15 protein-coding genes and 1 tRNA gene are annotated in these 25,085 nt (G+C 70.1%); 7 read left to right on the forward strand and 9 right to left on the reverse strand.

Going from position 1 to position 25,085, the window contains the following annotated elements; all coding sequences use genetic code 11:
• Positions 1-74: 74 nt before the first annotated feature.
• The 5 genes from ABZ348_RS18435 to ABZ348_RS18455 all read right to left on the reverse strand — a co-directional run bounded on the left by ABZ348_RS18435 (position 75) and on the right by ABZ348_RS18455 (position 7,640).
• On the reverse strand, positions 75-2,192 hold the full coding sequence (locus ABZ348_RS18435) for an ABC transporter ATP-binding protein (RefSeq protein WP_358934204.1): 2,118 nt from the start codon (positions 2,190-2,192) through the stop codon (positions 75-77).
• Between the two features lie 174 nt (positions 2,193-2,366).
• Positions 2,367-3,404 (reverse strand): membrane dipeptidase, encoded by a 1,038-nt coding sequence (locus tag ABZ348_RS18440; RefSeq protein ID WP_358934206.1) that lies wholly within the window; start codon positions 3,402-3,404, stop codon positions 2,367-2,369.
• Complete coding sequence (locus tag ABZ348_RS18445; RefSeq protein WP_358934208.1) at positions 3,401-4,822, reverse strand: serine hydrolase; 1,422 nt, start codon at positions 4,820-4,822, stop codon at positions 3,401-3,403. Before ABZ348_RS18445 ends, ABZ348_RS18440 begins: the two co-directional genes overlap by 4 nt.
• Positions 4,823-5,820: 998 nt before the next feature.
• Entirely contained in the window at positions 5,821-6,360 is a 540-nt protein-coding gene (locus tag ABZ348_RS18450) for a GNAT family N-acetyltransferase (RefSeq protein ID WP_358934210.1), read from the reverse strand.
• Complete coding sequence (locus ABZ348_RS18455) at positions 6,357-7,640, reverse strand: XRE family transcriptional regulator (protein WP_358934212.1); 1,284 nt, start codon at positions 7,638-7,640, stop codon at positions 6,357-6,359. The genes ABZ348_RS18450 and ABZ348_RS18455 overlap by 4 nt, the downstream gene beginning before the upstream one ends.
• A 230-nt stretch (positions 7,641-7,870) precedes the next feature.
• Here ABZ348_RS18455 and ABZ348_RS18460 point away from each other — a divergent pair, with 230 nt between their 5' ends.
• The 6 genes from ABZ348_RS18460 (at position 7,871) to ABZ348_RS18485 (ending at position 16,212) form a co-directional block, all read left to right on the forward strand.
• Positions 7,871-8,317 (forward strand): ATP-binding protein, encoded by a 447-nt coding sequence (locus ABZ348_RS18460; protein WP_351556780.1) that lies wholly within the window; start codon positions 7,871-7,873, stop codon positions 8,315-8,317.
• Between the two features lie 54 nt (positions 8,318-8,371).
• Positions 8,372-8,551, forward strand: a complete 180-nt coding sequence (locus ABZ348_RS18465) for an FxLD family lanthipeptide (protein ID WP_347726181.1) — start codon at positions 8,372-8,374, stop codon at positions 8,549-8,551.
• 216 nt (positions 8,552-8,767) lie between these two features.
• Positions 8,768-11,701 carry a lantibiotic dehydratase gene (locus ABZ348_RS18470; RefSeq protein WP_358934322.1) on the forward strand — a complete coding sequence of 978 codons (2,934 nt, stop codon included), beginning with the start codon at positions 8,768-8,770 and terminating at the stop codon, positions 11,699-11,701.
• The gene (locus ABZ348_RS18475; protein WP_358934215.1) at positions 11,698-12,930 is read left to right on the forward strand and encodes a lanthionine synthetase C family protein; all 1,233 of its coding nucleotides are present in this window, start codon (positions 11,698-11,700) and stop codon (positions 12,928-12,930) included. Before ABZ348_RS18470 ends, ABZ348_RS18475 begins: the two co-directional genes overlap by 4 nt.
• A 22-nt stretch (positions 12,931-12,952) precedes the next feature.
• The gene (gene fxlM, locus ABZ348_RS18480) at positions 12,953-15,034 is read left to right on the forward strand and encodes a methyltransferase, FxLD system (protein ID WP_358934217.1); all 2,082 of its coding nucleotides are present in this window, start codon (positions 12,953-12,955) and stop codon (positions 15,032-15,034) included.
• 77 nt (positions 15,035-15,111) lie between these two features.
• Positions 15,112-16,212: a hypothetical protein gene (locus ABZ348_RS18485; RefSeq protein ID WP_358934219.1), complete on the forward strand. Its 1,101-nt coding sequence runs from the start codon at positions 15,112-15,114 to the stop codon at positions 16,210-16,212.
• A gap of 254 nt (positions 16,213-16,466) precedes the next feature.
• Here the strand turns inward: ABZ348_RS18485 and ABZ348_RS18490 are convergent.
• Positions 16,467-16,540 (reverse strand) — tRNA-Thr (locus tag ABZ348_RS18490).
• Positions 16,541-16,782: 242 nt separating this feature from the next.
• Here ABZ348_RS18490 and ABZ348_RS18495 point away from each other — a divergent pair.
• Positions 16,783-18,306, forward strand: coding sequence for an MFS transporter (locus ABZ348_RS18495; protein ID WP_358934221.1), 1,524 nt, complete (start codon positions 16,783-16,785; stop codon positions 18,304-18,306).
• 128 nt (positions 18,307-18,434) lie between these two features.
• On the opposite strand, the gene ABZ348_RS18500 is transcribed toward ABZ348_RS18495, so the two are convergent.
• The 3 genes from ABZ348_RS18500 to tmk form a co-directional block, all read right to left on the reverse strand.
• Positions 18,435-19,997, reverse strand: coding sequence for an alpha/beta hydrolase (locus ABZ348_RS18500; RefSeq protein WP_358934223.1), 1,563 nt, complete (start codon positions 19,995-19,997; stop codon positions 18,435-18,437).
• Positions 19,998-20,182: 185 nt separating this feature from the next.
• Positions 20,183-21,388, reverse strand: a complete 1,206-nt coding sequence (locus ABZ348_RS18505) for a DNA polymerase III subunit delta' (protein WP_358934225.1) — start codon at positions 21,386-21,388, stop codon at positions 20,183-20,185.
• A 155-nt stretch (positions 21,389-21,543) separates the two neighbouring features.
• A complete protein-coding gene (tmk, locus tag ABZ348_RS18510; RefSeq protein ID WP_358934227.1) occupies positions 21,544-24,984 on the reverse strand; it encodes a dTMP kinase in 3,441 nt (1,146 codons plus the stop codon).
• Between the last annotated feature and the right edge of the window lie 101 nt (positions 24,985-25,085).

Consider the following 25,085-nt stretch of genomic DNA (forward strand, 5'->3'; position numbering starts at 1 on the left):
AGTGGTCACTGAGTGCATCGAGTCCACCGGGACCCATGAGGCCGCTTGAACCCGCTGAAGTCGTGCGAAGTGCGTCATCGTGCCGTCAACTCCACGGGCCGTTCCGTCCCCGAGCGCAACGGGTGGTGGCAGGCGACCCGGTGGGTGCCGGCGACCGTCGCCAGGGGAGGTTCCTCGGTCGCGCACCTCTCGGTCGCCAGTGCGCACCGGGTACGGAACCGGCAACCGCTGGGCGGATCGATGGGGCTCGGCAGTTCGCCGCGTACCCGAAGGCCCGGCGGTGGAGGCGGCGCCCCCGGGTCCGCTTCGGGGACCGCCGCGAGGAGCCCGGCGGTGTAGGGGTGCGCGGTGGCGCCGTACACCTCGTCGGTGGTGCCGGTCTCCACCAGCTTGCCCAGGTACATGACACCGACCCGGTCGGCGAGGTACCGGACGACCGCGAGGTCGTGGGAGATCACCACACTGCTCAGATTGCGTTCGCGCTGGATGCGTTGCATCAGATTGAGGACCTGGGAGCGGACGGAGACGTCCAGTGCGCTGACCGGCTCGTCGGCGACCAGCACCTTCGGATCCAGCGCGAGCGCGCGGGCCAGCCCCACCCGTTGGCGCTGCCCGCCGGAGAGTTCGTGGGGGTAGCGCTCCAGGACGCCCGGAGGCAGTCCCACGTCGTCCAGCATGTCGCGGGCCCTGGTGGTTCGCTCGGCGCGGCTGCCGATGCCTTGGATCGCCAGGGGCTCGCGCAGGATCGCGCCGATGCGCATCCGGGGGTCGAGGGAGGCGTTCGAGTCCTGGAACATCATCTGGAGTTGGGCCCGGCGCGGTCCCAGTTCACGTGAACTCATCCCCGTCACCGACGCACCGTCGAAGATCACCTCGCCCGAGGTGGGCCGGTCCAGGGCCACGAGCATCCTGCCCAGTGAGGACTTGCCGCACCCCGACTCCCCGACCAGGCCGAACGTCTCGCCTGCGGCCACCTCGAAGCTGACCCCGGAGACCGCCTTGACCGTGCGGCGTCCTCCGAGGAGTCCCCGCCCGCCCACCGGATGCTCACGGGTGAGATCGACGACCCGTAGCCGTGGCGCCGCCTCCGGCTCGGGGATGAGCACCGGGGAGGCGGCCACCGCCGTGTCGGTCACCGATGGATGAGTGGCCCGGACCGTCGGACCGGAGACGGGGTGCCAACAGGCGTGGCTGTGACCCTCCTCCTCCACCGACAGTGCCGGCCGCTCCTCACGACAGCGGTCCGTCGCCGCCGCACAGCGCGGCGCGAAGGAACAGCCCGCATGGGGGACGGCCAGGTCAGGCGGTGTGCCGGGAACGCTGTAGAGCTTCTCGCGCCGGTCCTGGGTGAGCGAGGGGATCGACGACAGCAGCGCATGGGTGTAGCGGTGTCGGGTGCGGTCGAAGAGTGCCGGGGTCGGCCCGGTCTCGGCGACGCGCCCGGCGTACATCACGCCCACCCGATCGGCGTGGCGGGCGATCACCCCCATGTCATGGGTGACGAGGATCATCGACATGCCCAGCCGGGACCTGAGGTCGTCGAGGAGGTCGAGGATCTCCGCCTGGATGGAGACGTCGAGCGCGGTGGTCGGCTCGTCGGCTATGACGATCCGCGGTTCGCAGGCCAGCGCCATCGCGATCATCACGCGCTGCCGCATCCCGCCCGAGAGCTGGTGCGGATGGTCGTCCATCCGCTCGACCGGTCTCGGTATCCCGACCAGCGCGAGCAACTCCGCGGCGCGCGTGCGCGCGGCGGCCTTCGACGCGCCGTGGTGCAGCCGCACCGGCTCGGCGATCTGTTCGCCGATGCGCCGGGTGGGGTTCAGCGCGGTCATCGAGTCCTGGAACACCATGGCGATGTCGTTGCCGCGGATGGCCCGGTACCGGGCGGCGGGGAGCCCGACGAGTTCCGTACCGTCGAAGTCGATCGATCCGCCGGTCACCCGGCCGCCGGCGGGCAGCATTCCCATGATCGCCAGACCGGTCATGGACTTGCCGGATCCGGTCTCTCCGACGATTCCCAGGGTCTCCCCGCGGTCGAGCGTCAGATTGACGCCCGAGACGGGGTGGACGACCCGGTCAGCGCGCCGGATCTCGACGGACAGATCGCGGATCGTCAGCACGCGGCTGTCGTCCGCGGGCCCACGCGCGTTCTCAGAACCATCGCTCGTGCGCACGGTAGCGCTCTCCATCTCCTTGGCCACCCGACGATATTGGGACAGAAACCCCAGGTGTCGTTCGTCGGGTTCATCGAACATTCGGGTATGAGTTCGTCCGGTCGTACGAAGGGATCCCCGCGATGAGCCGACAGGGAAGCAAGTGGAATCGATGAGTCCGAAAAAGTCCACCCTTGCCCGGCTCTCAGGTCAGCCGGCGGGCGCGGTCCGGCCGAGTTCGGTCCGCAGCAACCGCCGCACGTTCTCGCCCAGGACCGCGACGATGTCCGCCTCCGGCCAACCACGTCGTTGCAACGCCTCGGTGACCAGCGGCAGCCCGGCCGGACCCGTCAGTCCCGGCAGATAGGCATCGGCCGGCACGCCCTCGACGAAGGCGCGCTCACAACACGGAGGAGTGGTGTCGGCGAGCACTTCCTTGATGAAGTCGGGCCCCAACCCCACATGCTCGATCCCGGCCACAGCGGCGATGTGCTCAAAGTGGTCGACCAACCGGTCGATCGAGTAGTCACCCGTGTGCAGATACGGGGCGAAGAAGTTCACGCAGACCACCCCGCCCCCCGCGGCAATGCCCCGGAGCTGCTCGTCATCAAGGTTGCGGTGGTGGTCGAAGAGCGCCCGGGCGCCGGAGTGCGTCGCGATCACCGGCCGGGTCGCCGACTCCAACACATGCCGAACACCGGCAGCACCGAGATGGCTGACGTCGAAGACCATGCCGAGGCGCTCCATCTCCGCCAATGCCGCGACCCCGGCACGGGTGAGCCGACCGCCCGTCGCGTCCTCCCCGCTGCCATCGGCCAGGGACGTACGCCCGAAGTGCGCCAGGGACGCGATCCGGACCCCCAGCCGGAACAGGGTCTCCAGCAACTCCACGTCCTCGCCCACACCGGGCGCGCTCTCCAGCGCCAGCACCAGGGCGATCCGGCCCTCGGCCAGTGCCCGGTCGATCTGGTCGCCGTCCCCGCACAGCGCAACGGCATCGGCATTGCCCTCCGCGAGCCGGTGGGCCGCCTCGATCATGCGCAACGTCCTACGCAACGCCCCTTCGGGCCGAAACTGATCCTCGACGAACACCGGCAGCGCCTGGACGTTCACCCCACCGGCCCGCAACTGCGGCAGCCAACGTTCCCGGAAGAACTCCGCCCATTGGTCCACCGGCCGGGCGACCACCGCACACAGCAGATCGTTGTGCAGATCGGCCACGACAGCGCGCCGATGCAACTCGTTCACCGCGACACCCGCCGGTCGGCCCGGCCCGTGTGCAGGTAGAGCGCGTGCCCCTGCCCGTCGTCCCCGAGGAACGCGAGCGGCGCGTGGACACCGCGCTCAGGCTCGACCGGGATCAATGTGTCGCCGCGCCAGTCGACCAACTCCGTGCGGTACGCGGCCTCGTCCAGCTCGGCGATGACCCCCAGGGGGGTGCGCTCCAACCACAAACGGCCCGCCGCATCCCGGCTCACCGTGGTCTCGGACGTGCTCGACCGGTACGTGCCGACGTACCGGTCGGACCGCGCCGCGTCCGGTGCGGGAGCGGTCGGACTCGGCACGGGTGGCGCGGGCAGCCCGACACCACCGAGTTCACCGAGCACCCGGCCCGCGACCTCCGCATACACCTGTCGTGACCGTCCGCCATTGGTGACGATCGCCACCGCGACCCCGCGCTCCGGAACCACCCGGAGGAACGCCGACTGCCCGATGGTGTTTCCGTCGTGCCCGAACACCGTGCCGCCCGACAGGTCGAAGAGCTCCCAGCCCAAGCCCCAAGCAGCGCCCTGGTCGATGTCGGGCTGCGTGACGTGCGGCTGCCGCATGGCCCGGACGCTCTCCGCGCTCAGCACCCGCCCGCCGTCCGGGCCCAGGCCACCGGCGAGGTGCATCCGGGCGAAGGCCAGCAGATCACGGGGGCGCATCGCCAACATCGACCCGGCAGGCGCGTTCGAGCGCGCCAGCGCCCACACCGCACTCGCCTCCAGCGGAGCTCCCGGCGCCCGCTCGACATGCCCCACCGCCGTACGGTGGACGATCGCCTCGTACGGGTCACCCGCGGTGTGACTCATGCCCAACGGCGCGAACAGGTGCCTCCGCGCACAGACGTCGAACGGCTCCCCACGCACCACCTCGACGATCCGCCCCAACACGCAGTAACCGGCGTTGTTGTACGAGAACATCCCACCCGGCTCGAAGAGTTGCGGCACACCATCGAGAACACCGAGGTACCTCTCCAGAGCGTCGTCGCCCTTGCCGGTGTCGGTGAAGACGTCCCCCTCGAAACCCGCGATGTGACACAGCAGTTGCCGCGCGGTGATCTGCCGCGCCGCCCGCTCATCGGCGATCCGGAACTCCGGGAGGACCTCCCGCACCGGGGCGTCAAGGTCCAGCCTCCCCTCGTCCACCAACTGCATGACCAGCGTCGCGGTCACCACCTTGGTGATCGAACCGATCTGGAAGAGGGAGTCCACGGTGGCCCCGACACCCGTGGCCGTACTCAGCACCCCGGCCGCGGCTTCGACCACGTCATCACCGACAGAGACGGCCACCGCCGCCCCGGGCACCCCACTCTCGACGACCAGCCCCGGCAACCGCTGCCGCAACCAGACCCCGACCCCGTCCAGCCCATCCACTTCGCCCAGCCCGTCCGGCTTCGTCACGGCACCCCTCCCCGCTCGACTCCGAATGAGCATAGAACCGCCGGAATCCCCCCTCTTCGTCCACTCCCACCACAACCACCCCACCCCTTGGTCCCCCCGACCGAACCACCTCACCCGGCCCGCCGTGCTGACCCCGGGGTGGGAGGCGGCAGTAGGGGGCCTCAATGATCAGCTTGACGGTTGCGGCGGCATTCGCCAGGTTTCGCCACCCTCGGTAACGCTCTCACCAGGCATTTCATCTTTGATCAAGGGCAGAAGGAACCGCGCCACCCCTCAACGCCATGCCTAGCCAGAGCCTTTCGCCAAGAATTCGATCAAGAGAAACCTCCCGAAGCTTGATGGCGTCGGCGACTTGAGGTTTCCTCGTCCTGAGCCGAAAGGCTGCCCGCACGGCGTGAAGGGGCCTGGCTCCGGGCGACACCCCGAAACCAGACCCCATGCGGGGCTACAGGCGGCGGGTCCGGCCGAGCGAAAACCGGCCGGGCTCGCTTGCCGCCCCACCATCCGTCCGGACCACCTCTGACGCATCACACAAAGTGCTCGACACACCCCGCGATGGCAGTGACCGCGGTCAGAACCAAGGCCGCCAACTGAACCCAGTCCGGTGACTGGCTCCGCCTGCGTACCCGCCTTCGCCGTGTCGATCGCTCCATCTCGCCCGATCTCCCATCTCTCAACGACCCCAACGGAGTTGGGCCCCACCTGTTCTGGGTGGGGGCATGGGGAGAGACGCATCGGACTCCCTGCACGGTATCCGGCCGTCGGCTAGCGGAAGCGGTGGTTATGAGGTGGCGAACACTGGCGAACGAAGACACGCCAACGCCGCCGTTTCCGCCACCAGAAACGGGGGCCAGCGGCCGTGACACAGCCCTTTGCCCACGGCACGGCCACACACCTCGTCGAGGGCGGGCGATCAACAGGTCGGCGATCAGGGCGATGGAGACCGGGGTGGGGTTGGTACTCGTGGAGGTTGCCCGGCGGACTTCCTGCAGGGCCGATCACTGGCTGGCAAGGATCATCACCTTGAGCACTGGCGAAGCCTGTGACGGCTGGCTCTGGCCGATGTCTTCGTATCCCCATGACCTGTAGAGCGCGTGGACCTTTCCGTCGCCAGCAGCCGGGTTGACCATGAGCGTCACGTACGGCTCCTCGCGGGCGGCGAGAAGGGCGTCGTGGATTCGGCGGGCCATCCCGGTCTTGCGCCAAGCCAGTCGGACACCGATCTCCTTCAGGGCCAGGGCCGGGCGCTCGGTGTACTTCTCGGCCGGCTCCGGGGTGATGCGCTGCCAGTAGCGGTCGCCGCGTTCGATGGTGTTGCCGTAGGCGTAGCCGACCGGTTCGCCGTCGGCATACGCCAGGACCACGACGAAGCCCGGTTCGGTGCCGTGGCGGTCCAGGCGTTCGCCGAAGGTGGTGACCGCGTAGTTCGAGAGGTGGAGGAGTGGGGCACGCACGTCCGCGTAGACGTCAAGGAGGTCGCCGCGGACGGGGTCGAGGGTAGTGAAGGTGCGCAGTTCGATGGTGGGGGCCGTGCTCATGCGGTGGTCCTCCAGGTGGCGGCGTGCTCGGTCCATGTCTGCGCGGTGGTGCTGCCGGGGGCGGTGGCGCGCAGGGCGGCGCCGAACTCTTGGAGCATGCGGGCTACCCGGGCGTGGTGGGTGGCGACGTCGGTGGGGACCTTCATCGCGGTGGACGTGGCGGCGTCCGCGGCCCCTTGGGCGAGCTGGGCATGGGCGAGGCGGGTCGTCGCGATGGCGCGGGATCTGATCATGTGGGGGCGGAGTGCGGCCAGGCAGCGGTGGGCGTGGTACTCGGCGGTCGGGTAGTCGCCCAGGGCCAGGTTCGCGGACAGGGCGAGCGAGTCCAGCTCGGCCTGGTCGTAGAAGGCGAGCATCCACACGGGGCGGTAGTCCGTGGGGTCGGAGCGCAGCATGGCTTCCTGCGCCTGGTCGAAGGTTCGACGCATGCCACTGCGGTCCTGGGCTGTGCCCAGGATGGCTCCCTGCCGGGCCAGGCCGAGGGACGCGAACAGGGGGTCGCGCCGGGTGAGGAAGAGGTTGCGGGCTACATCGTTCGCGGCGAGGGCGTCTGCGGGGCGGCCGAGGTGCCGGTACATGGTTCCGGTGTGGCTCCAGATGCGGAACTTGATCGCCTGGTCACCGGACATCTCGGCGAGGGTCTGAGCCTCCCGCATGTGGGTCTTGGCGTCGTCGTAGCGCCGGCCGTCGATCGCGGCCCACATCGCGGAAGAGCGGAACGCTGCTGCGGAGGCGTACAGGCTGCTGCGTACGCGCTGGGTGGCGCTTCCCGCGTTCTGGAGGTTCAGTGCCTCGTCGGCGAGGGCGGCGGCTCGCTGTTCGATACCGAGCCGTCCGCCGTGCCGGTGGTCGCTGGCGATGATCTCGGCGAAGCGCTTCTGGAGACGGTCGACGTCGCTCATGCCGATCCTGCGTGGCGACGCGGTGCCGGGTGACGCCGCGGCGACGGCGGCCGTCGCGAGCCCGCCGACGAGCGTACGGCGCTTCATGTCAGGGTCCTCCTGCTGCGGTGGAACCAGGGCCGACGGAGTCCTGCTCTGTGGAACGAACCCTAAAGCGGTGGCGGGCAGACCGGCGATGTCCTCAAGCGCCCTGCGGGTAGCCGACTTCGGCCACTTCACACGGCCGGCTTTCCAGCCCCGGACCGATGATCCGTCGAGCCCTCCGGACCTTCCGGTCAACTGCTCTAAGGACCTGTTCACAGCGTCGGCAAGGCTGTTAGAGCTGTAGCCGTGCTCGGCCATCCACGCCTCAAGAACGGTGTTGCGCGTGGCATCCATCCCGGCACGGTAGCGCTCGCGTCGCCCAGTCGTCAGGTAAACGCTAGGTCAAATCGCCCTAGGTCGACCCGTTGAGCGCACGCCTGATGGTCCTAACCAGCCGAACGGAAGCCGGGGTTATCTGGGTGTCGGCCGCCCACCATCCCGGGCGGCTGTTGACGGCCCGGTCCGCACACTCACATCCGCAAGGGGCGGACCGGGCGCCGAGACAACCCGAAGGCTCCATCCCCATGACGAGTCTCAACACACCTGTTCATGCCGCCCGTGTTGGGCGCCCCGCCTACAGCCAGACCATCCCGTGCCAGCCATCCACCGCTGAGACCTGCCGCAAGCTCGTCCAGCGTGTACTCGGCGCGTGGTGCCTGGACGAACTCGCCGACGGTGCCGTGCTGATCGTCACGGAGCTGATCGCGAACGCCTCGAAGCACACCTCGTGCCACGACATCCGTCTGACCGTGGGACGTCCGAGCGCGTCGCGAATCCGGGTCGGCGTCGTGGACTGGGAACCGGAGCGTCTGCCCGCCGCCGGCCACGCGGACCACGGTGATGAGTCGGGCCGCGGCCTGCTCCTCATCGACGCGGTGTCGGACTGCTGGGGCTATGACCTGTACGGCTCGGACAGGTGCCCATGGGGCAAGGAGGTCTGGGCCGAGCTTCAGCTCACCAGCGACGGATGAACGACCCGTCGGCCGCATCAACCAGTGAACCCACGAAACCAGGAGGTAGTCACCATGACGCGCAACATCGTGGTCCCCAGTCTCACCCAGGTCCGCCCCCAGGCACGGGAGGCGTCGGACGGCTTCGACCTGGACGTCTCCCTCGTCGAGATCGCCGACCCCGCTGGGCTGGTCAACCTGACCGATGACAACTGCGGCACCACCTGCGGGGCCTGCACCACCAACGTCGCCTGACCTGCGCTTGTCCAGTTCGGCTGGTGCCGCCGCCTCCGCGCGGCGGCACCAGCCGCCCGTTCCCACACCCTACGGAGGTAGTCGGTGGTTACCACGACCGCGGCGTTCCGCGCCGGAACAACTGCCCTTGTGCGTGCCGTCGCCCAGCCTCCGCTGGTGGTCTCTCCGTGGCCCGACCTGGGCGACGGGTTGCCCGGTGCCGCAGCAGCTCAAGCAATGTGGCTGCGTGCGGTCTGGGCGGACGAAGACTTCGCCGAGTCCTTGCAGCACTCCAGCCCGGCGCTGGCCGCGCAAGTGCAGAGCCTGTGCACAGGTCAACGGCTCGATCCGCGGGCTCTCCGGCGTACGGTGCAATCCGTGGTCCGGTATTCGTTGCGGGCACAGCACCGGGCGACTCCCTTTGGGCTGTTCGCCGGTGTGGCCGCCGCATCATTCGGGTCGCGGGCGAGTGCGGAGTGGGGCGAGGAGCACGTGCTCGTCGGCCGAGCCGGGGCAGAGTGGCTGGCCACGGTCGTACAGCGGCTGGAGTCGTGCGCGGAGCTGCTTGAACGGCTGCCCGTTGTTGCCAACAGCACCGCGTCGGTCCGTGGGGACCGCCTCATCGTGCCGTTTCAGTCTGATGACCAAGGCGACGAGACCCGCGCTGTCGAGGCATCGCTGGCCCTTACCGCACCAGTGCAGGCGGCCCTCACTGCGGCCCAGGCGCCGATCAGGGTGGGCATGCTTCTGAGCAAGCTCCGGGCGGAGTTCCCCGAGGCCGGGCCGGAGAAGACTCGTCGGCTGTTGGCGGAGCTGATCCGACGGCGGGTGCTGATCACCAGCCTGCACGCCCCGAGCACGGAGACCGACGCTCTCGGGTACCTCGTCGACCGGCTCGATGCCGTCGAAGCCGAGAGCATTGCACCGATCTCGAAGACGGTGGCCGAGCTGCGCGCGATCCGGGCAGCCTTGAGGGAGTGCTCCACGCATGACGGTCGGGACAGAGCCGCCGCGCGGATGCGGGAGCTCGTGCCGGACGGGAACGACCACCCCATCGCGTTCGACCTACGGCTGAACGCCCAGCTCGTACTGCCGGAGGCGGTGGCCCATGAAGTGGAACGTGCCGCGCTCGTCCTGACCCGGCTGAGTGCTCGCCCATACGGAACCGCCGCGTGGGGTGAGTATCACCAGCGGTTCTACGAGCGGTACGGCATCGGCACGATGGTGCCCCTCACGGAGGTCGTTGCGGACAGCGGCGTCGGCTATCCCGACGGCTACCCGGGCACTCCGGCCGGTGCGCGCCGACCTCGGGTCTCCGCTCGGGACGACGTACTCGTACGTCTGGCGCAGACGGCCGCGCTCGAAGGCCAGGATGAGGTCGTCCTCACCGACGAACTGATCGCCGCTCTCGATGTGGGGCCCGACGAGCCACGAGTACCGCCGCACCTGGAGGTGGGCGTACGGGTGCACTCGGCCGACTTGGGCGATTTGCGGCGCGGGCGGTTCCGGCTGGAGGTCGTGAGCGTGTCACGCGGGGCAGGCGTCTCCACGGGCCGCTTCCTCGGTGTGCTGGAGCCCGGTGATCGCGAGGCGCTGAGCACGGAGCTGACTGATCTCCCGACCGCGGACAGCGACACCGTGCCCGCGCAGCTCTCCTTCCCGCCGCTCCTCCCCGAGAGCGCCCACGTCACTCGTACACCTCAGATCCTGCCCACCGTGATCAGCCTCCAGGAGCATCGCGCCCCGGACCCGGGTGTTCTCACCCTCGACGACCTCGCGGTCGCGTGCGACGGACGCCGGATGTACCTGGCGGCCCCGGAGCGGGGCCACCGTGTCGAAGCGGTGGGGATGAACGCGCTGAACCTGCGTACGCACACCCCGCCGCTGGCGCGGTTTCTCACCGAGCTGTCCCGGGCTCAGTGCGCGCAGGTCACCGTGTTCGACTGGGGTGCCGCTGCGGCGATGCCGTTCCTTCCGCGCCTCCGCTACGGGCGCACAGTGCTTGCCCCGGCACGCTGGCGACTCGAACCCTCGGAGCTGCCCAGCGGCGCCCAGCGGGACGCGACCCTGGCCGAATGGCGGGTCCGACGACGGCTGCCGCGGCAGGTCTATCTCGTGGAGGGGGACCAGCACCTCTTCCTCGACCTCGACGAGGCCGGTCACCGAACGCTGCTCCGCGAGCACCTCGACCGTGCGCACACCGCCGTGCTCGTCGAAGCCCCAGAGCTATACGGCTGGTGCGGTGGGCGCGCCCACGAGATCGTCCTGCCGCTCAAAGCGGTACGGCCGACGGCGTGGCCACCTTTACCCATCCCTACTCCGGCTCGTGCACTCTCACCAGCACAGATGCAGCCGCCAGCCGCCTCCGCCGTACTCCTGACCACCCTGTACGGAGACGCCCGCCGCCAAGACACCGTGCTCGCCCAGCACCTGCCCGGCCTGCTGGAGCAGCTCGGCAACCCACCCTGGTGGTTCATCCGTTTCCGCGACCCGGCCCAGCACCTCCGCCTCCGTATCGCCCTCCCCCATCCGGACGCATTCGCCGAGACCGCCCGTACGGTGAGTGAGTGGGCCGACGAACTGCGCCGGGCCGGCCTGCTGGCCGATCTGCGCTATCCGACCTCGTACCGCGAGATGGGCCGTTGGGGATCCGGAGCAGCGTGGGACGCTGCCGAGGATGTTTTCCGGGCTGACTCGCGGGCCGTGGTGACACAGCTCGCACAGAGGCAGCGTCCCGGCCAACGCGTCCTGGTGGTGGCGCACACCGTCGCCATCGCCTCCGCCTTCCTCGGCAGCACGGAAGCCGGGATGCGGTGGCTGCTCGACCACATTCCACCGACGGCTCCCGTGCCTGTACCGCGCCCGCAATTCACGGAGGCTGTACGGCTGGCCGACTCCCGTGGCGACTGGGCGGCGCTGCGCGGAGCACCGGGCGGGGACGGCATCGTGTCCGGGTGGGCGGAACGGGACGCGGCCCTTGCCGCCTATCGGCCGCATCTCCCGGGCCCAGACACCCAGGGAATCGCCGTCGATGACGTTCTGACGTCCCTCTTGCATGTCCACTTCGTGCGGCATGTCGCGGTGAACTTCCCCGAGGAGGAGGTGTGCCTCTACCTGGCGCGCGCCGCCGCTCTCGCCTGGATCGCCCGTACAAAAGGGAGGCCGTCATGACCACCCACCCGACCCTCGACCTGGTCGACGCCATCTCGTCCCAACTCGCCGATCCCGATGTGCCCCGGTCCTGGGCCGTGCCCGCGTACGGGCAGCATCTGGCCTATGGCCCTCCCGGCATCGCACTCCTGCACATCGAACGGGCCGCGTGCGGCCTCGGGCCATGGCAACGCGCTCACGACTGGCTCACCGCCGCCACCCGCCAACCCCTCACCAGCGGTCACGACAGCCACCCCTTCTACGGCGCTCCCGCCCTCACCCATGCCCTGGCCTGCGCGGCAGACCGCCTCCCCGGGGCCTACCAGAGTGCCCTGGACTCACTGGACCGACAGATCGTGATCGACGTCCGACGCCGTCTGGAGGCCGCCCATCGCCGCATCGACGCCGGACGGCTACCGCAGCTCGCCGAGTTCGACGGCATCCGAGGGCTCACCGGGTATGGGCCCCATCTTCTGCGGCGCAGCCCCGACGGCCCCACGACTCGTGCCGTGCTCGGCTACTGCGTACGCCTCACCGAACCACTGACCGACCAGAACGAGACCCTGCCCGGCTGGTGGACGGAGACCGGCCCCTCGGGCAACCCGGACGACCGCTTCCCAGGCGGTCACGCCAACCACGGCATGGCGCACGGCATCGGTGGCGTACTCGCCCTCCTGGCCTTGGCTGCTCGGCGCGGCACCGTCGTCAGCGGGCACCACGCGGCGATGCGTACCATCCTGGCGTGGCTGGACCGCTGGGAGACCGGGCCCGGTCAGGCGTGGCCGTACTGGATCACCCGCGACGAACTACGGACCGGACGCCTCGCCCCGTCCATGCCCCGGCGACCGTCCTGGTGCTACGGAACCGCCGGCCTCGCCCGTGCTCAGCAGCTCGCAGCGCTCGCCCTCAGCGACACCGACCGCCGTATCCAGGCGGAGAGCGCTCTTGTGGCCGCCCTCACCGACTCCGATCAGCTCAAGGACACAACGGACAAGGGCCTCTGCCACGGCTTCACGGGGCTTGCCCACCTCGCCGCCCGTGTCGCCGACGACGCCCATGCCACGACTGTGGACCGGATACGCGCCGCGATCCCGGCACTCCTGGACAAGATCCACCCATCGGGCGCAGCGCTTGGGAGCGGAGATCCTGGCCTGCTCGACGGTGCCGCCGGTGTCGCCCTGGCGCTCATCGCGCCCAGCACCGCCACCCCGCCCCGATCCGCCTGGGACTCCTGCTTGCTCATCGCCTGATCCACCGACCGAAGGACCCCCGATGCCCTCCGACCGCTGGCACCAGCACAACATCACCTTCGTCGACCGCTCGCGCGCCCAAATCGTCATCGCCGAACGCCTCGCCCCCGCGCTGATCACCGCCGAGGCGGCTGGACAGCTCTCCGGCTGGTGGTTCATGAACAAGCAGCCCTGGCCCCTGCGGTACCGCGCCGACGAACCGGCCCCAGTCGTGGAGTCGCTGCTGGACGATCTGGTCGGTGAGGGTTCAGTCGTATCGTGGCGGCCTGGTAGGTACGAGCCCGAGACCGAGGCGTTCGGCGGCCAAGCGGCCATGGACGCGGCCCACGAGCTGTTCCACAGCGACTCCCGTCACCTGCTGACGTACCAGCCGGGGCCGAAGCACCTGGGGCGGCGAGAGACCGTCGTCCTGCTGGTGAGCGCCATGCTGCGCGGTGCCGGGCTCGACTGGTTCGAGCAGGGGGACGTCTGGTCAAAGGTCGCCGCCCTTCGACCGGCCACCGATCCGCTGTCGGCCGAACGCGCCGCCGAGCTCCTCCCCGCCGTACGGAAATTGATGACCGTCGACGCCCGCAGTCTCTGCCACCAGGGCGGCCCGTTCCACAGGCACGACCAATGGGTCACCGCCTTCGAGCGGACCGGGGCGGCGCTCGCCGATCTCGCGGACCACGGTGGTCTCACCCGTGGCCTGCGGGCCGTGCTCGCCCACCACGTGATCTTCCACGCCAACCGCGCCGGTCTCCTTCGGGACGACCAAAGCGCTCTGTTCAACATCGCACGAGAGGTAGTCATGGGAAGCAGTGACAACAACGCGTCACCCAGCGGGGCAGCAACGGACGTCGATAGCTTCGGCGCGGTGAACACCGACACGATCACCACCGACGCGACGGAGGCCGAGCGCCTCCGTAACGCCCTGGTCGACCAGATCCGGGCGAACGGACACGCCTGCTCCGCAGCCGTCGAGCAGGCCCTGCGGGCCGTCCCCCGCCATGTGTTCGTGCCCGACGCGTCGCTCGAAGACGCCTACGCCAACGCGCCGGTGCACATCAAGTACGACACCGAGGGCGCGTCCATCTCCTGCGCCTCCCAGCCAGGGGTCGTCGCCCTCATGCTGGACCAGCTCGATGTACGGCCCGGCGAGCGCGTCCTCGAACTCGGCGCGGGCTCCGGCTACAACGCCGCACTTCTCGCGCACCTGGTCGGCGAGACCGGCCACGTCACCACCCTCGACGTCGACGACGACCTCGTGGAGGGAGCCCGCGCCCACCTCACCGCAGCCGGGATCACCAACGTCGAGGCCGTGACCAGGGACGGAGCCCTCGGATACGCGGAAGGCGCACCCTACGATCGGATCATCGCGACCGTCGGCGCGCACGGTGTGCCGCACGCCTGGCTGGACCAGCTCGCTCCCGGCGGACGGCTCCTCGTCCCCCAGCGCCTCAAGGGCAGCGTCGCCCGCTCCATCGCGTACGAACAGCGCGACGGCCGGTGGGTCTCCCTCGGCAGCGAGATGAACACCTTCATGCCGCTCCGGCGAGGCATCGCCGACGACGACCGCCGCGTCATCCCGCTCAGCGCCGACGGCACCGTCCGGCTCCAGGCACCCGCCGGCCAAGACATCGACGCCGACGCCCTCGCCCGCGTACTGGAGCAGCCGCGCACCGAGGAGTGGACCGGGATGACGGTCCGCGCCATGGAGTCGCCGGAATGGATGGAGCTGTTCCTCACCTGCTCCCTGCCCTCCGGACTGATCCGCATGCTGTTCCCGCAGGGCGCCAAGGGCGGGCTACTCAGCGAGGACCCGTACCCCTCGTCCACCGCAGCCGTCGAGAAGGGCGCCGTCACCTACCTGGCCCGGCGGCTGCTGGAGACGAGGACCCCGGAGGGCGGCAAGCTCTGGGAGTTCGGCGTCATCGGCCACGGGCCTGACAGCGACGAGCTGGCCGCGAAGGTCGCCGACGCCATCCGCACCTGGGACCGGGAGTACCGCGGCCGGGAGGCCACCTTCGAAATCCAGCCCCTCGACGCTCCGCCCATCGAACAGCGCCCCGATCTCTTCGCCCTCGACACCCCACTGAACCGGATCATCGTCGACTGGCGGTGACAACCGACAGATTGAGGACGGTTCCCGTCGGCCTACGGCGGGCGGGCACCGTCGCCAAACCACGCCCCGGGGGACTCATGGACCCGCACGGACCCACCGCCCAGCGCTTCCCGCTCGTCGCCCGCTTCCGCCCCGCCTGCTTGCCCCTGCCCCAACGCATTCGCGTGCTCGCCGATCTGGCCGACACCGCGGTACGGAAGGCCGACCAGGGCCTGGCATCGGCCGTCTACAACCAGGCCGCGCTCATCGCCTCCGACCTCGGCCTTCCCGACCTGGCGCGCGAGCTGTGCCATCAGCACGCCGCCGCGTACCTCCATGCCTGTCCGCTGCCCGGGATGAGCGCGATCCGAGGACTCGAACCCGTCGTCAACCTCGCCCGCCTCCAGATCCGCGCCGGCCGCGCCGACGAGGGACGAAAGCGACTGCTCGACCTGTTCGGAGCCGTCGAAGCAGGCGCACATGCCCGCTTCGAGGGCGTGGAGATACCGGCGGACCTCACGGCGACCGAAGCCGACCGCCAAGAAGTCCGTGCTTGGCTCTGGCGCGTACTCCTCGCCGACGGCACCCGCACCCTCACCACCGCCGGCCGCTGGGCCGAGGCCCTCACGCACATCGAGTCCCACCGGGGCGTCGGCCAGCGGATGCTCGACGGCCGCCAGGTCGCCGTACTGTCCGCCCTCGTCTCCGGCGACACGGCATCGGCAGCAGCGCTCCTCCACGACACGACGCCCGGCGACCCCTGGGAACAACACGTCACGGCGTGCCTGACCGTCTTGTGTCGCCGCGATGCCCAGCAGCCGGACGACGACCACCTGGCAGAACTGATCGCGGCCTATCTTCAACGGTCACCGGAACCTGGGATGACCGTCTTCGACATCCGGCTGGGTCTCACCATTCTCGATGCGGTCGGTCCCGCCGAAACACCCGCCGCGGAGCACGTCGTGCAAGCCCTCCACCGCAGGACGGCCAAAGCCGAGGACGGCTACGCGGCCCGCGAAGTCCTGGCCCACCCCCTCTTCCTCGCCCTGGCCACAGATCGGGAAGCGCAGGACTGCCGCGCCCTGGTCAGGGCTTGTGAACTGGGAGCCGGGGCCATTCCGGTTCATCTGCACGGCGAACTGGCGGCGGCCTTACGCGCCAGCGACAAGGTGATCCGGAACAGCCTCGTGCTCCGATAGCTGGACGGCACCAGCGTCGGCTTTCTGGAGCAGCATCGCGAGCATCAGGACGCCAACCGTGCGGAGCGGGGCTCGACTCGTGCGAACACCGGGCTCGTCTTCAGCCAGTCAGGACGGCTCTTGTGGCTCCACCTGAGGAAGGTCATCGCCCTCTTCGATCGCCTCGACGAGGCCACCGGCCCGACCGCACGCACCGGCCGCTCGAAAAAACGAAAAACCCCAGGTCACGGCGAGTGAGTCCTGGGGTCCTTCAGAGCCGCCTTCGGGATTCGAACCCGAGACCTACGCATTACGAGTGCGTTGCTCTGGCCAACTGAGCTAAGGCGGCAAGCTGCGGGATACCGGCTCTTGCGAGACACATTGGCATCAGCAGCGGTGATGAGTCTACAGGGTTGTTTCGAGTGCCCCGAACCACCCTGGGCAGCGAATCAGGGCTTCCGGCGGCTCCGCTCCGCTTGCGCGGGAACGGGCAAAACGGCACATACTTTACGAAGATCCATTCATGCCCCGACGTGCGTCCCGCACCTCCCCATGGCCGTCCGCACGGGCAGACCCGCCGCTCCTCTCTCGATGAAGCGAGGCACCATGGGCCGAGCCACCCAGCAGGCCGCCGATGCTCCGTGGCAGCCCGGGCGGGAGCGGTGGGCGATGTTGGCGGTGTTGTGCGCGAGCCTGCTGTTGGTGGCCCTGGACGCCACCATTCTGAACGTCGCTCTGCCGTCCCTGATCGACGATCTTCAGCCCAGCGCCATCGAACAGCTGTGGATCATCGACATCTACGGCCTCGTCCTCGGCGGGCTGCTCGTCACCACCGGAGCCGTCAGTGACCGGTACGGCCGCAAGCGGCTCTTCCTCAGCGGGATCGTGATCTTCGGGTTGGCGTCCATCGTGGCCGCCACCGCCACCAGCACCTGGCAGCTCATCGGGGGTCGGGTGCTGCTGGGGGTCGGTGGGGCCATGGTCATGCCGTCCACGCTCTCCCTGATCCGGAACATCTTCACCGACGCCCGCGAGCGCGCCCTGGCCATCGGCATCTGGGCCGCCGTCGCTGGAGCCGGCGCCGCTCTCGGGCCGCTGATCGGCGGAGTGCTCGTGGAGGAGTACGGATGGGCCGCGGCCTTCTGGCTGAACGTTCCGGTGGTCATCGCCACCTTCATCGCCGGCATCTGGCTGCTGCCCGAGTTCAAGGACGCCGGACATGCGCCGCTCGACGTGCCGAGCGCACTCCTGTCGGTCATCGGGGTGGTGGGACTGGCCTGGGGCATCAAACACATCGCCAAGGGCAGTCCGGGCATCGTGGACATCGCCGTACTCGCCGTAGGGGTGCTCGTCCTGGTGGTGTTCGCCCGTCGACAGTTGGGGCTGCCCGATCCACTGCTCGATGTTCGGCTCTTCCGGAACCGAGCCTTCACGGCTGCGGCGCTGGTCATCCTGATGGCCATGCTCGCCATCGGCGCAGCGCTCTTCCTGCTGTCCCTCTGGCTCCAGTACGTCCACGGCTACTCGCCTTCCCAGGCCGGGTTGCGCACACTGCCCGCCGCGCTCGCCGTACTCGTTGGATCGCTCCTGGCCCCCGTGTTGATGGACCGGTTGGGAGTGCGTTCCCTCATGACGCTGGGGCTCGGGGGTGTCGTCGCCGGATTCTTGGTCCTGGCGCTCTCTCCGGAGCCGACCGGCTACGGATACGTCGCCGCCGTGCTGGTGCTGCTGGGCCTCGGCGACGGACTGGCGATCACCACGGCGTCGTCCGTCCTGGTGTCGGCCGTCCCCGCCGCCCGGGCCGGACAGGCCGGAGCCGTGTCCGAGACCAGTTACGAGCTCGGGGTGGGGTTGGGCGTGGCCCTGCTGGGGTCGATTCACGGGGCCGTGTACGCCGACCACATGGCGGGGCAGCCGGCGCAGGCCCGCGAGTCGATCGGTGGTGCGTTCGAGTTGGCGCGCACCGAAGGCGGGCAGATCCTGGAGGTCGCACGGATCGCCTTCGACGACGCGCTGACCACGACGGCTTTCGTCTCGGCCGGGATCGTCGCCGTGGTGACCGTCCTCGTGGCATGGCTGGTGCCTCGGGGATTCACGGCCACGGCCGGGCACTGACTTTGACGGTCCAGGGCAGACCCGCCGCCCGCGGAAGACCGGTAGCCAGCGGAAGACCGGCCGCCCGGCCGCGGAGGGCCGGGCGGAACCAGTGCTGAACCGTAGGGGGTCTGTGGCTGGTCGGTGGATCAGCGGCAGCGCTTGCCGTCCGGGGGCACCGTGCCCTTGAGGAGGTAGGCGTTGATGGCCGAGTCGATGCATTCGCTGCCCCGCCCGTAGGCCGTGTGCCCGTCGCCGTCATAGGTCAACAGCCGACCGGACGACAGTTGGCCCGCCAACGCCTCGGCCCATTTGTACGGCGTCGCCGGGTCTCTCGTCGTACCGACCACCAGGATCGGGTCCGCGCCCTCGGCCTTGATGGGGTGCGCGGTGCCGGTGGCCGGGGTGGGCCAGTAGGCGCAGTTCAGGGCCGCCCAGGCGAAGCCGCGGCCGAACACCGGGGATGCCCGTTCGAAGTCGGGGAGGGCTTCCTCCACGTCCTGTGGACGGCTGAAGGCGGGGGGCAGATCAAGACAGTTCACGGCGGCGTTGGCGTACATCAGATTGGCGTATGAACCGTCGCTCTCGCGCTCGTAGTAGCTGTCGGCCAGCGCCAGCAGACCGGCGCCGTCGCCCTCCATGGCGCTCGTCAGCCCCTCCCGCAGTTGCGGCCAGGCGTTCTCGTCGTACATCGCGGTGAGCACGCCGGTCGTGGCCAGCGATTCGCCGAGTTCACGGCTCTCGCCCGTGGGCACGGGCCGCGCGTCCAGTTCGGCGAAGAACGCCTTGAGGCGGGCGGAGGCGTCCGTGACCGAGGTGGTGCCCAGCGGGCAGTCGGCGCGGGCCACGCAGTCCTTCGCGAAGGAACGGAAGGCGGTCTCGAACCCCGCGGTCTGATCGCGGTTCACCTCGCGGGCGGACAGCGCGGGGTCGAGTGCGCCGTCGAGGACCAGGCGCCCGGCCCGGTCGGGGAAGAGTTCCGCGTAGGTCGCCCCCAGGAAGGTTCCGTACGACGCTCCGACGTACGCGAGCTTCCGGTCGCCGAGTACGGCGCGCAGCACGTCCATGTCCCGGGCGGAATCCTCGGTGGAGACATGGGGCAGGACCGTGCCGGAGCGCTTTTCGCACCCGGCGGCGAACGCCTTGAAGGAGGTGGTGAGCCGCGCGGTTTCGGCCGCGTCATCGGGCGTCTGGTCCACCTGGGTGTAGGCGTCCATCTCCTTGCCCGTCAGACATTCGACCGGCTCGCTGCGGGCGACTCCCCGCGGGTCGACGGCGACCATGTCGTACCGGGCGCGGACCGGGGCGGGGTAGCCGATGCCCGCGTACGCCTGGAGGTAGCCGATGGCGGATCCGCCGGGGCCACCTGGGTTGACCAGCAGCGATCCCAGGCGGGCGCCCGGCCCGGTGGCCTTCTTGCGGGCCACCGCGAGTTTGATGGACTGCCCTTCCGGCTTCTCGTAGTCGAGGGGGGCCTTCAGGGTGCTGCATTCAAATCCGGGGACTCCGCACTTACGCCAGCTCAACTTCTGTGTGTAGTAGGGCTTGAGCTCGGCGACGGGGGCGGCGCTCGTGCCCAGGCCCGAACCGCCGCCCTCGGGACTGGATACCGAAGAACTGTTGGAAGGGTCCGTTCCGGTGCAGCCCGACATCAGTAGGCCGGCTGCGGTCACGGCAAGGACTGAGCTGCGGAGCATGCGCCTTGGGTCCATCCCCGGAGCGTAGGCGACGGCGGGAGAAGTTGCCCATCCATCCCCTTACGGGTGAATTCCACCCATGGAAGGGACCCTCGTCATCACCGGACGGGTTGCCGGATCGCCTCGGGAACGCGACAGGCGTCAACGCCGATGAGGCCCCCGTCGCCTCAACCGGCCCCATCGACCTCCCTTGCCGGCGGTCAACCCGCGCGCAGCGCCATCGCCATGGCTTCCACGGCCAGCAACGGAGCCACGTTCTTCTGGAGGGAATCCCGACAGGCGAACACCGCCTCTATCCGACGCAGTGTGCTCTCCGGTGTCGAGCCACGGGCGATCCGCTCCAGGCCGTCCCGGACGTCCCCGTTGGCGATGGCGACCTCCGAACCCAGCTGGAGGGCGAGCACATCGCGGTAGAAGCTGGTGAGATCGCCGAGTGCGAGATCCAGGGTGTCCCGCTGGGTACGCGTCCTACGGCTCTTCTGTTGGTCTTCCAGTTCCTTCATCGCGCCCGCCGTCCCACGCGGCATTCGACCGCCCTGTGCAGCGCCGAGGGCGGCCTTCAACTCCTCGACCTCCTTGGTGTCGACCTCCTCCGCGACCTGCTTGGCGTCGTCCGCTGCGGCATCGATCAGCTCCTGGGCGGCCTTGAGCGCGGCCCCGACGTCATCGACCCGCAGGGGCAGTTTGAGGATGGTCGCCCGACGGGAACGGGCTCGCTCGTCGGTCGCCAACCGTCGAGCCCGGTCGATGTGCCCCTGGGTGGCGCGAGCAGCGGCGGCGGCGACCTCCGGCTCGATGCCGTCCCGACGGATCAGCACATCGGTGACGGCGTCGACGGGTGGTGTGCGCAGCATCAGATGGCGGCACCGGGAACGGATCGTGGGCAACACGTCTTCCAGTGACGGTGCGCACAGCAACCAGACCGTACGGGGAGCTGGCTCCTCGACCGCCTTCAGCAGGACGTTGCCCGCGCCCTCGGTGAGTCGATCCGCGTTCTCCAGGATGATCACTTGCCAGCGGCCGACCGCAGGGGAGAGCTGGGCCCGGCGGACCAGGTCCCTGGTCCCCTTGACGCCGATCGACAGCAGGTCGGTGCGGACGACCTGCACATCCGTGTGCGTACCGATGAGGGCGGTGTGGCAGCCGTCGCAGAATCCGCACCCGGGGACTCCGCCGAGGGCCCGGTCGGGGCTGATGCACTGCAAGGCGGCGGCGAAGGCACGGGCGGCCGTGGCCAATCCGGAGCCGGGGGGTCCGGTGAACAGCCAGGCATGGGTCATCGTGGAGGTGTCGGCGAGGGGTTCGCCACCGGCCTCGGCGGTGACGAGCGCATCGGCGTCACGAGCGGCAGCACTGAGCTGCTTGTGCACCCGCTCCTGGCCGACGAGGTCATCCCATACCGCCATCTGCCGGTCACCTGCCTTCTCTGCTGGGAGCTCCCATTGTGCGGCAGGGGACTGACAGCGGCGTCCACCCCGCGGCCAGCGGCTCCGTACTCCCCGCATCCGATGGGCCTACGCGGTGCACGAGGAGCCGATCAGGCCCCGGGGGTCTGGGCTCGCTAGCGTCCGCGCCGACGACGGGGGCCGTTGCCCCGCTCGTCGTCGTCCTCGTGCGAACCGAACAGCTCATCGGCGAGCGTCGGAAGATCGTCGAGGGGAGTCTCCTCCGCCCAGTCCGAGCGGCGGCGCGGACGTCCGGTGTCCGGGTCGATCAGGGGGAGTTCCCGCGTGCGGTCGTTGGGCCCCACGAGACCGGAGCCCGTGGCAGGTCGCGGATCCTCAGCGGGCCGGGGGCGGGAGGCCGATCCGGCATCCGACTTTGCCCCACGGCCGGCGCTCCGACTGCCCGTGCCCCTTGAGGAGCGGGCCGAACCGGTCGACGGGCGCTGCGGCTGCTCGTCCCGGAAGATCCCCGGAGGCACCCGGTCCGTCGGCTCCTCCGCACGCACCGGCGGCAGTACGGCCGTCTCGTCCAACGGCTCGTTCCGCACCGGCGGCAGAACCGCCGTCTCCTCCGACCGCTCATCCCGCACCGGCGGCAGAACCGCCGTCTCGTCCAGCCCACGGTCCGAAGGAGCGTTCCCTGGGACCTTCGGGACTTCCTGCGTCACGTCGTTCGACCCCACCACGGGGGTCGGTACGGTGATCTCATCGGCCGAGGGCTCGGACGCCTCCACGACCGGCGTCGGCACGGTCACCTCGTCGCCCGAGGTGGCCCCGGCCCTCTTCGCGGCAGCACCGCGAGGCGGCTTCGCGGCCTCGGCCGCCTCAGCTGCTGCGGACTCCCGGGCAGCCTTCGCGGCAGCGGCTTCCTGAGCAGCCCTCGCCTCTGCGGCGGCTCGTTCCGCAGCCCTAGCCTCCGCCGCCTCCTTCGCGGCCTTGGCCGCCGCAGCCGCTTCGGCGAGTTGCCGCGCCTCCTCCGCGCGCAGCAGGGCCTCTTCCGCCCTGCGCTGCTTCTCCAGCCGTCGTTCCTCGGCCTCCGCGCGCAGCCGTGCCTGCTCCTCGGCGAGCCTGCGCAGCCGTTCCTGCTCCTCCTGCCGCGACCTCTCCTCGGCCTCGCGCCTGCGCCGCTCCTCCTCGGCCGCCCTGCGCTCCTCTTCGGCGCGCTGACGTGCCTTTTCCGCCTTGCGCTCCTCCTCGCGCTGGCGTGCCGCCTCTTCCTCGGCCTTGCGACGGGCCTCCTCTTCGGCGCGGAGCTTCGCGAGCTGCTCCTCGCGCTCGCGCGCCAGCCGCTCCTCCTCCGCCTTGCGGGCGGCCTCTTCCTCGGCCTTGCGGCGCAACTCCTCCTCCGCCTTGCGACGGGCCTCCTCCTGGGCCCGCACTTCGGCCTCGGAGAGGGGGAGCAACTGGTCGAGTCGGTGCCGTACGACCTTGGTCACGGCCTCCGGGTCCTGTCCCGCGTCCACCACGAGATAGCGTCCGGGGTCGCCCGCGGCAAGCGTCAAGAATCCGGATCGGACCCTTCCGTGGAACTCGGCGGGCTCCGACTCCAGACGGTCCGGCGCCTCCGTGAACCGCTCCCGCGCGGTCGCAGGCGACACGTCGAGCAGGACCGTCAGATTCGGCACCAGGCCGTCCGTGGCCCAGCGCGAGATGCGGGCGATCTCCGTAGGCGACAGATCACGGCCCGCGCCCTGGTAGGCGACCGAGGAGTCGATGTAACGGTCGGAGATGACGATCGCGCCGCGCTCCAGGGCGGGCCGCACCACCGAGTCGACGTGCTCGGCCCGGTCGGCGGCGTACAGCAGGGCCTCGGCACGGTTGGAGAGTCCGGCCGACGACACGTCGAGCAGGATCGACCGCAGCCGCTTGCCGACGGGCGTGGCACCGGGCTCCCGGGTGACGACGACCTCGTGCCCCTTGTCGCGGATCCACCGTGCGAGGGCCTCCACCTGCGTGGACTTGCCCGCGCCGTCGCCGCCTTCGAGGGCGATGAAGAAGCCGGTGGGGGCGATCGCCTGGGCCGGGTCGGCCCCGCCGCGCAGGGCCTCGGTCAGATCGCGGCGCAGGGGTACGCCGGAGCGGTCGTCCGTCTTGGCGAGGACGAGCGCCGCGACGGGCAGCAACAGGGCTCCGACCAGCATCAGGCTGAAGGCCGCACCGCCCCGGACGAAGGCGAGGTCGCCGCCGGCCAGTCGCTGCGACCCGATCAGCGCTGCGAACAGGGGCGCGGCAAGGGCGCCGAAGGCGATGGAGACGCGCACGACCGCCTGGAGGTGATCGTTCATCCGGGCCTGTCGGGGGTCCTCGCACTCCTGGTCGATGAGCGCATGACCGATCTTCGCGGCGACTCCGGCCGCGAAGCCACCGACGACCGCGGTGAACACGACCGTTGCCGTGTCCGGGACCAGCCCCATCGCCAGCAGGGCGATCCCGGTGACCGCGAGGGCGAGAGCCAACAGTCGACGGCGGGAGAGCGTGGGCAGCACCGAATCGCCGCCGCGGATGCCGAGGGTCGTACCGCCGGTCAGGGCGAGGACGAGGAGGGCGAAGGTCAGCGGCCCGCCACCGAGGTCGACGGCGTGGAGTACGGACACGGCGACGGCTGCCGCGATCGCACCCGCGACCGCGGCGCAGCCGGTGACGAAGAGGGGGATCGCGCCCGTACGGCCCTTCTCCACCCCGTCACCGCCGACGGCGGACGGCCGGCGCAGCCCTTCGAGCGGCGACCTCGGACGGGGGGTCGGCGAGGACGGCAGGGTGATGAAGACGAGGACCGAGATGGATGCGGCGAAGAGGCCGGCGGCGACGTACGAACCGAGCGCGGCTTGGTGCAGGGAGAACCAGTCGACGCCCGCGCCCAGCGCCTTGCCGATCAAGGCGGCGACGAGCAGACCGGCGGCGGCGAGGGGGATGGCGACGAATCCGGTCCGCAGCCAGAGCCTGCGCAGGGCGTCGAGGTGGTCGGGCAGGGGGCGCACGGCCGCGCCTTCCAGCGGCGGTGCGGGAAGCAGCGCCGGAGCGGCCCCCTCGCGGGCCACGGTCCAGAAGCGTTCCGCGATGCCGAGGACGAACACGGTGACCAGCAGCATCAGTACGGCGTTGGCCGGGGTCCAGTCGAGCCACAGGGGGGCGACGATCAGCAGGGCCAGTCGCACGCCGTCAGAAGCGATCATGGTCCAGCGGCGGTCCAGCGGGCCCTTGGGCGAGGTCAGCGAGGTCAGCGGGCCGAGGAGGACGGCACCGAAGAGGAAGGTGGCGAGCACGCGGGTGCCGAGTACGGCGGCGACGGAGAAGGCCGCGCCCCGATAGCCGTCACCGAGGGTGCCCTCCGTCACCGCGGCCTGGAGGGTGAGCAGGAGCAGCACCAGAACGGCCATGGCGTCGCCGACCGCACCGACCGCCTGGGCATTCCACAGCCGACGTAGTGAGGGGACGCGCAGCAGGGAGCGCAGCGCCCGTTCGCGGGAGTCCGCGGCAAGGGCGTCGGAGTCTGAGGCAGTCTCTGAGACGGTGCCCTCGACCGTCTGCTGCTTGGCTGGCTGCTCGGCTCGCGTCATCCGCCCAGCCTATCCGGAGCGCCTAGCTCCCTGAGGGGTCAGCCCGAACATATGGGCGTTTCTGGACACGACTGAAGGCTCCGCCCCAGACCATTGCCGAC

The sequence above is a fragment of the Streptomyces sp. NPDC005963 genome, from assembly GCF_040638655.1.
Lineage (GTDB): Bacteria > Actinomycetota > Actinomycetes > Streptomycetales > Streptomycetaceae > Streptomyces.

What these genes read in the sequence shown, in the direction of transcription:
- ABZ348_RS18435 (WP_358934204.1), bottom strand. Translation starts at nt 2,192, where the DNA reads ATGGAGAGCGCTACCGTGCGCACGAGCGATGGTTCTGAGAACGCGCGT.
- ABZ348_RS18450 (WP_358934210.1), bottom strand. Translation starts at nt 6,360, where the DNA reads ATGAGCACGGCCCCCACCATCGAACTGCGCACCTTCACTACCCTCGAC.
- ABZ348_RS18455 (WP_358934212.1), bottom strand. Translation starts at nt 7,640, where the DNA reads ATGGATGCCACGCGCAACACCGTTCTTGAGGCGTGGATGGCCGAGCAC.
- ABZ348_RS18460 (WP_351556780.1), top strand. Translation starts at nt 7,871, where the DNA reads ATGACGAGTCTCAACACACCTGTTCATGCCGCCCGTGTTGGGCGCCCC.
- ABZ348_RS18465 (WP_347726181.1), top strand. Translation starts at nt 8,372, where the DNA reads ATGACGCGCAACATCGTGGTCCCCAGTCTCACCCAGGTCCGCCCCCAG.
- ABZ348_RS18470 (WP_358934322.1), top strand. Translation starts at nt 8,768, where the DNA reads ATGTGGCTGCGTGCGGTCTGGGCGGACGAAGACTTCGCCGAGTCCTTG.
- ABZ348_RS18475 (WP_358934215.1), top strand. Translation starts at nt 11,698, where the DNA reads ATGACCACCCACCCGACCCTCGACCTGGTCGACGCCATCTCGTCCCAA.
- fxlM (WP_358934217.1), top strand. Translation starts at nt 12,953, where the DNA reads ATGCCCTCCGACCGCTGGCACCAGCACAACATCACCTTCGTCGACCGC.
- ABZ348_RS18485 (WP_358934219.1), top strand. Translation starts at nt 15,112, where the DNA reads ATGGACCCGCACGGACCCACCGCCCAGCGCTTCCCGCTCGTCGCCCGC.
- ABZ348_RS18495 (WP_358934221.1), top strand. Translation starts at nt 16,783, where the DNA reads ATGAAGCGAGGCACCATGGGCCGAGCCACCCAGCAGGCCGCCGATGCT.
- ABZ348_RS18500 (WP_358934223.1), bottom strand. Translation starts at nt 19,997, where the DNA reads ATGGACCCAAGGCGCATGCTCCGCAGCTCAGTCCTTGCCGTGACCGCA.
- ABZ348_RS18505 (WP_358934225.1), bottom strand. Translation starts at nt 21,388, where the DNA reads ATGGCGGTATGGGATGACCTCGTCGGCCAGGAGCGGGTGCACAAGCAG.
- tmk (WP_358934227.1), bottom strand. Translation starts at nt 24,984, where the DNA reads ATGACGCGAGCCGAGCAGCCAGCCAAGCAGCAGACGGTCGAGGGCACC.